Annotated in this window: 6 protein-coding genes and 1 rRNA gene; 2 read left to right on the top strand and 5 right to left on the bottom strand. The window is 72.3% G+C overall.

Going from position 1 to position 10409, the window contains the following annotated elements:
- Together AB0I73_RS24475 and AB0I73_RS24470 are read right to left on the bottom strand one after the other, a co-directional pair.
- Positions 1-295: ribosomal RNA gene (locus tag AB0I73_RS24475) — 16S ribosomal RNA — on the bottom strand; the annotation flags it as partial.
- 702 nt (positions 296-997) lie between these two features.
- On the bottom strand, positions 998-1555 hold the full coding sequence (locus AB0I73_RS24470) for a MarR family transcriptional regulator (RefSeq protein WP_363040638.1): 558 nt from the start codon (positions 1553-1555) through the stop codon (positions 998-1000).
- A 136-nt stretch (positions 1556-1691) separates the two neighbouring features.
- On the opposite strand from AB0I73_RS24470, the gene AB0I73_RS24465 reads away from it, so the two are divergent.
- Entirely contained in the window at positions 1692-2969 is a 1278-nt protein-coding gene (locus AB0I73_RS24465) for an MFS transporter (protein WP_363040647.1), read from the top strand.
- Positions 2970-3008: 39 nt separating this feature from the next.
- Here the strand turns inward: AB0I73_RS24465 and AB0I73_RS24460 are convergent, their stop codons facing one another.
- Both AB0I73_RS24460 and AB0I73_RS24455 read right to left on the bottom strand, forming a co-directional pair.
- Positions 3009-4700: a SpoIIE family protein phosphatase gene (locus tag AB0I73_RS24460; protein WP_363040636.1), complete on the bottom strand. Its 1692-nt coding sequence runs from the start codon at positions 4698-4700 to the stop codon at positions 3009-3011.
- 173 nt (positions 4701-4873) lie between these two features.
- On the bottom strand, positions 4874-6256 hold the full coding sequence (locus tag AB0I73_RS24455; RefSeq protein WP_363040634.1) for an NAD(P)/FAD-dependent oxidoreductase: 1383 nt from the start codon (positions 6254-6256) through the stop codon (positions 4874-4876).
- A gap of 377 nt (positions 6257-6633) precedes the next feature.
- Here AB0I73_RS24455 and AB0I73_RS24450 point away from each other — a divergent pair, with 377 nt between their 5' ends.
- Positions 6634-7392, top strand: a complete 759-nt coding sequence (locus tag AB0I73_RS24450; protein WP_363040632.1) for a helix-turn-helix domain-containing protein — start codon at positions 6634-6636, stop codon at positions 7390-7392.
- Positions 7393-7657: 265 nt separating this feature from the next.
- On the opposite strand, the gene AB0I73_RS24445 is transcribed toward AB0I73_RS24450, so the two are convergent.
- Positions 7658-9781: an asparagine synthase-related protein gene (locus AB0I73_RS24445; protein WP_363040630.1), complete on the bottom strand. Its 2124-nt coding sequence runs from the start codon at positions 9779-9781 to the stop codon at positions 7658-7660.
- Positions 9782-10409: the final 628 nt, after the last annotated feature.

The following is a 10409-nucleotide window of genomic DNA, read 5'->3' as shown; positions in this document are numbered from 1 at the left end:
CCTCTCAGGCCGGCTACCCGTCGTCGCCTTGGTGAGCCACTACCTCACCAACCAGCTGATAGGCCGCGGGCTCATCCTCCACCGCCGGAGCTTTCCGCCGCCGCCCATGCGGGCGGCGGCGGGTATCCGGTATTAGACCCCGTTTCCAGGGCTTGTCCCGAAGTGGAGGGCAGATTGCCCACGTGTTACTCACCCGTTCGCCACTAATCCCCACCGAAGTGGTTCATCGTTCGACTTGCATGTGTTAAGCACGCCGCCAGCGTTCGTCCTGAGCCAGGATCAAACTCTCCGTGAATGTTTTCCCGTGATCGGGAGAGCACCACGAGAGCGGAACCACCGGAGGAATGGTCCGGCGGTTCACAGCGTCCTCGCTGTGTTTCTTCAAAGGAACCTCGTCCCGGCCGAACGGCCGGAGACGGGGTATCAACATATCTGGCGTTGATTTTTGGCACGCTGTTGAGTTCTCAAGGAACGGACGCTTCCTTCGTACTCACCCTCGCGGGCTTTCCTCCGGGCGCTTCCCTTCGGTCTTGCGTTTCCGACTCTATCAGATCTTTCCGATCCGATTTCCTCGGGCTTTCGCCTTCCGGGACCACGCTTTCCGCGTTTCCCTTTCCGGCGGACCCGACTCTATCAGATCTTCTTTCTCGACCTGACCCCCAGTCAGCGGGGTTTGTCTTTCCGGCCGTTGGGCCGTTCCGACGTCTCAAACCTTAGCGGACCCTCTCGCTGCTCCTCAAATCGGAGCCGTTCGGATCCGAATCGAGTCGCAGAGTCCCGTACGAATTGAATTCGGGCACGCCGAAATCGGTCCGCTTGGGAGGTCATGCTGTTGGTGTGAGTGCCGCTGTCGCGGCGGAGGTGCTGCCGCAGAACCGTTACGGCCTGATGGCAACTCGAAGAACACTACGGATCGGGCAGGGGAGTGTCAAGCGAGCCCTGTCAAGATCTTTTCAGTCGGCCGGAGCTGCCCGGCCGACCCGTCGGCTCGAGGCCGTCAGTCCAGGTCCGTGAGGCGTCCGTCGGCGTCGGGCTGGGCGTCCTCCACCCTGCGCAGGAGGCGGGTGAGCATCTCATCCAGGGCGGTCCGCTCGTCCGCGGAGAGGTCCTGGAGGAGGTCCCCCTCGAAGACCGTCGCCATGCGCATCACCTCCATCCACTTCTCCCGGCCGGCGTCCGTGATCTCGACGATGACCCGTACCCGGTTCGTCTCGTCCCGGTCCCGGCTGACGAGCCCTTCGGCGACCATGCGGTCGATCCGGTGGGTCATGGCGGCCGGCGTCAGGCCCAGCCGCTTGGCGAGGTCGCTGGGCCCCATGCGGTAGGGGGCGCCGGAGAGGACGAGGGCCTTGAGGACCTCCCAGTCGGCGTTGGTGATGCCGAGCTCGGCGGTCTGGCGGCCGTAGGCCACGTTCATACGGCGGTTGAGGCGGGACAGCGCCGAGACGATCTTCTCGACCTGAGGGTCGAGGCCCTGGAACTCGCGCTGGTACGCGGCGAGCTGCTCTTCGAGTGTCGGCTCTGTCAGCCCACCGGGGCCGGGAGTGTCGCCCATGGCCGCAGTATGACACGTCACCTTCATCCTGAAGCCCTTCGTGTTGAAGCCGTTCGATGTGTACTCTTTACCTTCGAACTTTAGCTTCTAAGTCTTCACGCCTAACTTGATAAGAGAGGTGAACGTGACCAGGGCGATGGGCGCTGCGATGCGCCGGATCCACGTGGGCAACGCACTCAGTGCGTTCGGGCTCGGTTTCACCGTCCCCTACCTGTACGTCTATGTGGCGCAGGTGCGGGGGCTCGGGCCCATGACGGCGGGGCTGGTGCTCGCCGTCTTCGCCGTGGCCGCACTGATCGTGCTGCCGTTCGCCGGACGGGCCATCGTCCGGCGGGGCCCGCTGCCGGTGCTGCTCGTCGCCCTGTTCACGGCCGCCGTCGGCGCGCTGAGCCTGGGCCTGTCGAACGGTGCGCCGAGCGTGCTGCTGTCGGCGGCGGCGCTCGGAGCCGGGCAGGCCGTGATGCAGCCCGCGCTGGCGACGATGATCGTGGACTGCTCCACCGCGGAGACCCGGTCGCGGGCGTTCGCCATGCAGTTCTTCCTGCAGAATCTGGGGCTCGGGATCGGCGGTCTCATCGGCGGACACCTCGTCGACACCACGAAACCCGGCTCCTTCACCCTGCTGTTCTCGATCGAGGCGGCGATGTTCCTGCTGCTGGTCGGGGTGATGGCCACGGTGCGGATGCCGCACTCGCCGCGGGTCGCGGGCGCTCCGGCGGCATCGGCGAAGGGCAACTGGAAGCAGCTGATGGGCAACCGGGCCATGGTGCAGCTGTGCGTCCTGGGCTTTGTGGTGTTCTTCGCCTGCTACGGGCAGTTCGAGTCGGGACTGAGCGCGTACGGGGTCGAGGCGGCCGGCATCTCGACGTCCACCCTGGGGACGGCGCTGGCGGCGAACACGCTGGTCATCGTGATCGCGCAGTTCCTGGTGCTGCGGTTCGTGGAGCGCCGCAGGCGCACCCGCGTGATCGCGTCGGTGGGGCTGCTCTGGGCCGTGGCGTGGGCCGTGGCCGGGTACGCGGGCCTCGGCAACGGCAGCCAGGCGATGGCCACCGCCGCCTTCATCTCGACGTACGCGCTGTTCGGGCTGGGTGAGTCGTTGCTGTCGCCGACGCTCGCCCCGCTGGTGGCGGATCTCGCGCCGACCGGTCTCGCGGGGCAGTACAACGCGGCTTTCGCCCTGGTGAAGCAGCTCGCGCTGGCCATCGGTCCGGCGGTGGGCGGGCCGATGGGTGCCTCGTTGCACGCGCCGTACATCGTGGTCTTCGTGCTGGTCTCGCTGGGGATCACCGTGCTCGCGCTGCGGCTGGGCCGGCAGCTCACGGACGTGCAGAACCAGCCGTCGGCGGCGCGGAGCCTGGTGGTGACGCAGGGCGGCGGCACCGCGGCGGAGCAGGTTCCGGCACCCGCCTGACGTACCCGCCCCGTCGGCGGGCTCCGCCACGAGTTCGCCCTACGAGCCCGTCGGCTTCGGCAGGGCGAACTCGCACCAGACGGCCTTGCCGCCGCCCGGGGTGCGCCTGCTTCCCCAGTTGGAGGCGATCGTCGCGACGATCGCGATGCCCCGGCCGGACTCGTCGGCGGGTTCCGCCCGGCGGCGCCTCGGGAGGTGGTCGTCGCCGTCGGTGACCTCGACGATCAGTCGGCGGTCGGTGCGGCGCAGGCGCAGTCGCATGGGCGGTGTGCCGTGCTGGAGGGAGTTGGCGACGAGCTCGCTGGCGGCCAGGACGCCCAGGTCGTGCAGGTCGGCGGGGAACCGCCAGCTGGTCAGCACACCGGAGGCGAAGGCACGCGCGCGTGGAGCCGCTTCGACGCCGCCCAGCAGCTCCAGGGCCGCGTTGCGGAAGAGCTCGCTCTCCGGGCCCTTGCGGGCGGGGTGCTGGAGCACCAGCACGGCGACGTCGTCGTCGTGGTCCGGGGTCACACCCGCCGAGCGGACCAGGCGGTCGCAGACCACCTGGGGGGTGCCGGTCGCGCCGGCCAGGGCGCGCTCCAGGGCCGCGATGCCCTCGTCGAGGTCCTCGTCACGGCGCTCGACCAGGCCGTCCGTGTAGAGGACGGCGGTGGAGCCGGGGCCCAGCGGGATCGAGCCGGAGGAGTGCACCCAGCCGCCGGTGCCGAGCGGGGGACCGGTCGGTTCGTCGGCGCGCTGGACGGTGCCCTGCTCGTCGCGGACCAGGATGGGCAGGTGGCCGGCGGAGGCGTAGACGAGGGTGCCCTCGTTGGGGTCGTGGATGGCGTACGCGCACGTGGCGATCTGGTTGGCGTCGATCTCCATGGCGAGGCCGTCGAGCAGTTGGAGGACCTCGTGCGGGGGGAGGTCGAGGCGGGCGTAGGCACGCACCGCCGTGCGGAGCTGGCCCATGACGGCCGCCGCGCGGACGCCCCGGCCCATGACGTCGCCGATGACCAGGGCGGTGCGCCCGCCGCCGAGGGTGATCACGTCGTACCAGTCGCCGCCGACCGCGGCCTCGGTGCCGCCGGGGTGGTAGGTGGCGGCGACCCGCAGGTCGTCGGGCTCCTCGAGTTCCTGCGGGAGGAGGGAGCGCTGGAGGGTGACGGCGGTCTCGCGCTGGCGGCGTTCGCTCGCGCGCAGTCGTTCCGCGGCCTCGGCGTGGTCGGTGACGTCGGTGGCGAAGACCAGCACACCGCGCCCGCGGCCGCCACGGCCGCGGGCGCCGCCCTCGGCCCCGTCGGTGTGGCCGTCGGTGACCGGGGTGCAGGTGAAGGTGTAGGAGCGGCCGTCGGGGGCCTTGCGGGACTTGACCGTGCGGGGCTTGCCGCTGCGCAGGACCTGGTCGAGGAGGGTGAGCAGGCCGAGTTCGTCGAACTCCGGGAGCGCTGCTCGCGCGGGGACGCCGACCGGGCGGGGGCCGAAGGCGGCCGTGTAGGCGTCGTTGAGGTAGGCGACGCGGTGGTCTGGGCCGTGCACCAGGGCGACGAGGGAGGGGACGTGGTCGAGGACCTCGCGCACCCTGAGGTCGTCGACGGCGGGCACGGGCGGTGGTCGGTCGGCGGGTCGTTCGGTGCGGGCGGCGGGCACGGAGCCCTCTCCCCGCCGGTCCGGGGAGACCGTGTGCTCGCTGCGCGCTGCGGCGCGGCGCTGCGTTCCGGGGAGCCGGGCGCTCCAGCGCGTGAAGTTCACGAATCCTTGCCTCGTGTAGTTGTCGGCGGCCGGAAACCGGGACCGGCCGGGGCCCCGGGGCCGCACCGGGGGCGGACGGCCGTCCGCCCCCGGTGGTGGACCAGTCTGGCAGGCTGCCGACCGGGCCGACATCCGTCAGACGTCGGGCCGGTCGGTGGAGTTCCTGGGTCCGGTCAGGACGACCCCTTCGGGTTGTGCGGGGGGTCCTGAGAAGGCTTTCCACCGGCCGCCAGTTCGAACTCGGCCCGCGGGTGTTCGAGTGAACCCAGGGAGACGATCTCCCGTTTGAAGAGCCCGGCGAGGGTCCATTCGGCGGCCACGCGCGCCTTGCGGTTGAAGGTGGGGACACGGCTCAGGTGGTAGGTGCGGTGCATGAACCAGGCCGGGTAGCCCTTGAGTTTGCGCCCGTAGACGTGGGCGACGCCCTTGTGCAGTCCCAGGGAGGCGACCGACCCGGCGTAGGAGTGGGCGTATTTCTCCAGGGGTTCGCCGCGCAGGGAGTGCACGACGTTGTCGGCGAGGAGTTTGGCCTGGCGGAGTGCGTGCTGCGCGTTGGGGGCGCACTCCCGGCCGGGCTGCTTCGAGGTGACGTCGGGGACGGCGGCGGCGTCGCCCGCGGCCCAAGCGTGCGTGGCGCCCTCCACGGCGAGTTCGGCGGTGCACTTCAGCCGCCCGCGCTCGTCGCGCGCCAGGTCGGTGGCGGCGAGAACGGGATGCGGTTTGACCCCGGCGGTCCACACGACGGTGCGGGTGGGGAACCGGGCGCCGTCGCTGAGCACGGCGACGCGGTCGGCGCAGGACTCGAGGCGGGTCTCGAGTCGTACGTCGATGTTGCGGCGGCGCAGTTCGCTGACCGTGTACCGGCCCATCGCCTCGCCGACCTCGGGCAGGATGCGGTTCGAGGCCTCGACGAGGATCCACTTCATGTCCTCGGGGCGGAGGTTGTGGTAGTACCGCGTGGCGTAGCGGGCCATGTCCTCCAGCTCGCCGAGTGCCTCGACGCCCGCGTAGCCGCCGCCGACGAAGACGAAGGTGAGGGCCGCGTCGCGGACGTCGGGGTCGCGGGTGGAGGAGGCGATGTCCATCTGTTCGAGGACGTGGTTGCGCAGCCCGACGGCCTCCTCGAGGGTCTTGAAGCCGATGGCGTGGTCGGCGAGACCGGGGATCGGCAGGGTGCGTGAGACGGATCCGGGCGCGAGGACGAGTTCGTCGTACGCCATCGGCCGGCCGCCGCCGCTGCCCTCCTCCTCGCTGGCGAGCGTGGCGACGGTGGCGGTGCGGGCGGCGTGGTCGAGGGCGGTGACCTCGCCGATGACGATGTGGCACCGGTCGAGGACGCGACGCAGCGGTACGACGACATGCTGAGGAGAAATGGCACCGGCGGCCGCTTCCGGGAGAAAGGGCTGGTACGTCATGTACGGGTCCGGTGTGACCACGGTGATCTCGACGGTGCCCCGGGCGAGTTCCCGTTTCAGCTTCCGCTGCAGGCGCAGGGCCGTGTACATCCCGACGTATCCACCGCCGACAACGAGAATGCGCGCACGTTCCTTCACCATCCCATGACGCACCCGTCGCTCGCGTTTGTCCACAGCCCCGACGAATTGTGTGACCGGAGGCCGTGGACGGGCCGGAGGAGCCGGATGGGCCGACCGAACGGCGTGTGCGCAGGTCAGCGGTGATTTTCCGGCGCCGTCCCGGGGGCGCATTCGGGATCAATGCGATCCGTGCTCCGATCGGGGGGCGCTCCGTACGGAACCTGCCCCTTCTGAATTGACCCTCACTCAACTATGTTCGTACGTCGACGGGGTGTAGGGGGATGCGCTCTTCGGGTCCGCGACGGGCGGATCCGGCCACCGGGCATGTTCCTCGAACCCCGGCCATCTATGGCGGGGAGTCTCCGGGGGGAGACGTCATCATCACCGGGGGAAAGCGTATGCATGTTCAGGATTCTCATTGGTCTTCCGCGTCCGCTGTCGCGCCCGGCGCCGCGCTGAGCGCGCCGTCGGGCCTCGGACGCGCGGGCGGGCCGCGCACGGCACCGCTGCGCGTGGACGCCCAGCGCAATCTGGAGCACGTGCTGCGTGCGGCCCGCGAGGTCTTCGGCGAGCTGGGCTACGGCGCGCCGATGGAGGACGTGGCACGCCGGGCACGGGTCGGTGTGGGCACGGTGTACCGGCGCTTCCCGAGCAAGGACGTCCTGGTGCGGCGGATAGCCGAGGAGGAGATCTCCCGGCTGACCGACCAGGCGCGTGCGGCGCTCGGTCAGGAGGACGGGCCGTGGTCGGCGCTGTCCCGCTTCCTGCGCACGTCGGTCGACTCGGGCGCCGGGCGACTGCTGCCGCCGCAGGTGCTGCGGGTGGGTGTGGCGGACGAGCACGGCGCGGCGGACCACGCGCGGGTGCCTCAGCAGCGGGCGCAGCCCGCGACGGGTGAGCTGCGGCTGGTGCCCGGGGAACCGTCGGCCGACGGTGCGGAGGACGACGCCGGCGCGGCACAGCTCCTCGACGTCGTCGGCCGGCTGGTGGAGCGGGCCCGCGAGGCGGGCGCACTGCGGCCGGACGTGTCGGTGTCGGACGTGCTCCTGGTGATCGCCACGGCCGCGCCCTCGCTGCCGGACCCGGCGCAGCAGGCGGCGGCCTCGGCGCGTCTGCTGGACATCCTGCTGGAGGGCCTGCGCTCACGCCCGGCGTGAGACGCATAAGGCCCCCTGTCCGAACGGGGGCCAGGGCCGGGCCTGTCCGGTGGACGGATTCGCTTGTACGTGAGTCTGACCAGGGCGGGCCCGGGCCGCCCACGGCGGGAGGGTGACGGAGCGGGGGCGTTCGCCCGCGGTGGTCGGCGCGTTGACGCCGGTCACCGCGCAGTCACCCGGTTCCGCACCGGGCCGAGGACGGATGCCCCACCGGCCCGCATCGGCACCCGGCCCACACCTGCCCGAGCGCCGCAGGCGCCTCCGCTCAAGCTCCACGGGCCAGCGCCCCCCGGTGTGGCGCGATGCCCTCGGGGACCGCGCGCTGCCGCCCGGGCGTGCCCGTCCAGCAGGTGCCCCGCCGGGCCAAAAGCCGCCGCAGCCACAGCTCCAGCGAGACCAGGTCCGCCAGCCCGTCCAGCGGCAGCGGCTCTCCCTCCGCCGCCGCCCGCAGCGCCTTGCGCACCACCCGGGCCTCGACCAGTCCCGCCTCCGCCAGCAGCGGCGTGTCGAACAGCGCCATCAGCGTGTCCGTGGCCACCCGCAGCCCGGTCCGCGCCGCGGCCGCCGTAGTCGCCTGGGTCGGCGCGCCCCACCCGGCGGGCAACTCCCGCACGCCCGCGCCTTCCAGCACGGTCCGCAGAATCGCGGCGCGCGCCCCCGGCCGCACCCGCAGCGCCTCGGGCAGCGCCCGGCACGCGCGGACGACCTGGTTGTCGAGGAACGGCGTGTGCAACCGCTGGAAGCGGACCTCGGCGGCCTGTTCCAGCACCCGCAGGTCCGCCGCGTACCGGGCCAGTGCCGCACGCGCGCGGAAGTCGCCGGGCCGCTGCCCCGGCCCCACCTCGGACCGGCTCGTCGAGGCCTGGAGGCGAACCGATACTTCAGCGAGCGCCTCACCGGTCAGCCAGCGCGCCGCCGGCCCGGGTCTCCCCCAGGTGAGCGCGGCCAGCGAGGCGTCCGCCGCACCCCCGGGAGCCTCGTCGTCCGACTGGTGGCGCAGCAGCCGCTCCGCGAGGCCCTCCAGCCCCGTGCGGTAGGGCGTACGGGCGAGGCGCCGGGCCGCGGCATACACCCGCGCGGGCACCATCACGGACCCGTCCGCCTTCGCCAGCGCGGCGACGGGCCGTACGAGGTGGCGGCGTTTGCGGTCCATCAGCAGGTCGGCGAGCCGGGCGGGATGCGCGTCGAGCACCTGCCGGGCCCCGTACCCGGTGAAGTGGTCCGCGCTGCCCGCCGCCAGCCGCGCCCGGTGCCGGGCCGCGATCACGAGGGAGGGCCCCGGCTCGTCCGTCAGCGGCCCGTCCAGATCGGCGTACGGCAGGGTGTCCTCGCCGCCCGCGACCACCACGTGGTGCAGCCGGGGGTTGGCGGCCAGCGCCCCGGCCCGCGCCAGTTCGTCCTCCTGCCCGCCGAGTGGACCACCGGCCGGACCACCCGCGGGGGCCCCCGCGAGATCGTTGAAGGTGACGGCGAGCAGCCGTTCCCCCGCGCCCGTGCCGTGCCCCAGCACGGTCCCCGGCATGCCCGGCAGCCCGGCGGCGAGCAGGGCCAGCGTCCCGGACGCGGGCCCGCCCGACAGGTCGGCCCCGATCCCGGGCACCGGCATCCCGCGCGCAGCGCGCCGTTCGGCGGGCCCCATGCCCGGGACCGGGCCGGGGTCGATGTCGGCGCCGGGTACGTGGCGGGGCGCGGCGAGCCGGGTGCGTACCGCCTCGACCAGCGCGTCCCGGACGGCGTCCACCGCGCTGTCGGGGTCGGCGGGAGGCGCGGCGACGGCGAGCGAGGCGACGGGCTCGTACCCGGCGATCTCGCGCGCCCCGGCGCGCAGGATCAGCGCATGCCCCGGCGGAACGCGTTTCACGCCGTCGTACGGCGTGGAGTCGTACAGCGCGGCCGGCACGTCGGGGGTGGCGAGGAGCGCGGCGAGGTGACCGAAGTCGAGGTTGGCCTCGACGAGGTCGGCGAGCGGGAGCGCGGCGGTCGCGAACGCCGTGCCGCCCTCCCAGGGGGTGTGGAACACCGGCCGGGCGCCCGCGAGGTCGCCGCAGACGGTGATCCGGCGGCCCACCCGTACGACGGCGGTGTAGCTGCCCGGCCAGGCGGTCAGATGGCGGAGCGCACCGCCGCGCGCGGCGAACAGGGCGACGCGCAGCTGCTCGTCGGTGGCGCCGCAGGTGCCGAGGACGGCGATCCGGGTCTCGGGGTCGGCGGACACCACCCGCACCTCGTCGGGGCGCCAGTCGCCGACCGCCCACAGCGGATCGGGGTCGCCCCACAACGGTTGCGAACCCACCGGCTGCACGGTCTCGCCGTCGGACCCGGTGGCGCCGGCGGAGCCGAACGCCAGGGCACCCGCGGCGGTGCTGCTCCATCCCACCAACCACCGCATCGACGCCTCCACAGGCTGTGGACAACAAGTGCGCCGTGCGCACCGGTTCACCATGCTGCCATGAAGGAGAGGCTCGAGAGGGGTGCCGGTGCCGCATGTGCTCCGTCGAATGCGCCCCGGCGGATACACCCGCCCCGCTCCGAACGCCCGCCCGACGCGAGGAGGTCGCCCGACCGCGGCCGTGCACCCGCCCCTGCCAGTGCGACGCGAATGCGCCCCCAGCGCGCCCCAAAAACCTCCAACGCGCCCTCAACTGCCAGGATAGACACGGTGACAGCCCTCGAACGAGGGGGTCGATTTTCGGCCAATTCGGAGATGCGAGGAGAACCTCGAACACGCTCCGTACAGGCTCTGCGCACCGCTGAACGGTCGCACGATCCGGGAGGCGGAGTGCGCCTCCCGGACCGTCTCCGCCGCCCGCGGGGATGAAGGCGGCGGTGTCCCCCAGCCCACTGGATCCAGTACAGCGGGCCGACCCACGCCCGACCATGGAACCGCTCCCGCCATGGCCGGAGTAGAGCGCACGCACGGGCGCACGGCCACACGACGGGAGCATGCCGCAACCGCGCGTATCGGACCCGCACTTCAGTACGGACCACAATCCCGCCATCCGGAAGAATGCCCCTTA

It is taken from the genome of Streptomyces sp. NPDC050388 (assembly GCF_040655635.1).
GTDB lineage: Bacteria > Actinomycetota > Actinomycetes > Streptomycetales > Streptomycetaceae > Streptomyces.
This window is presented reverse-complemented; position numbering and strand designations above follow the sequence as displayed.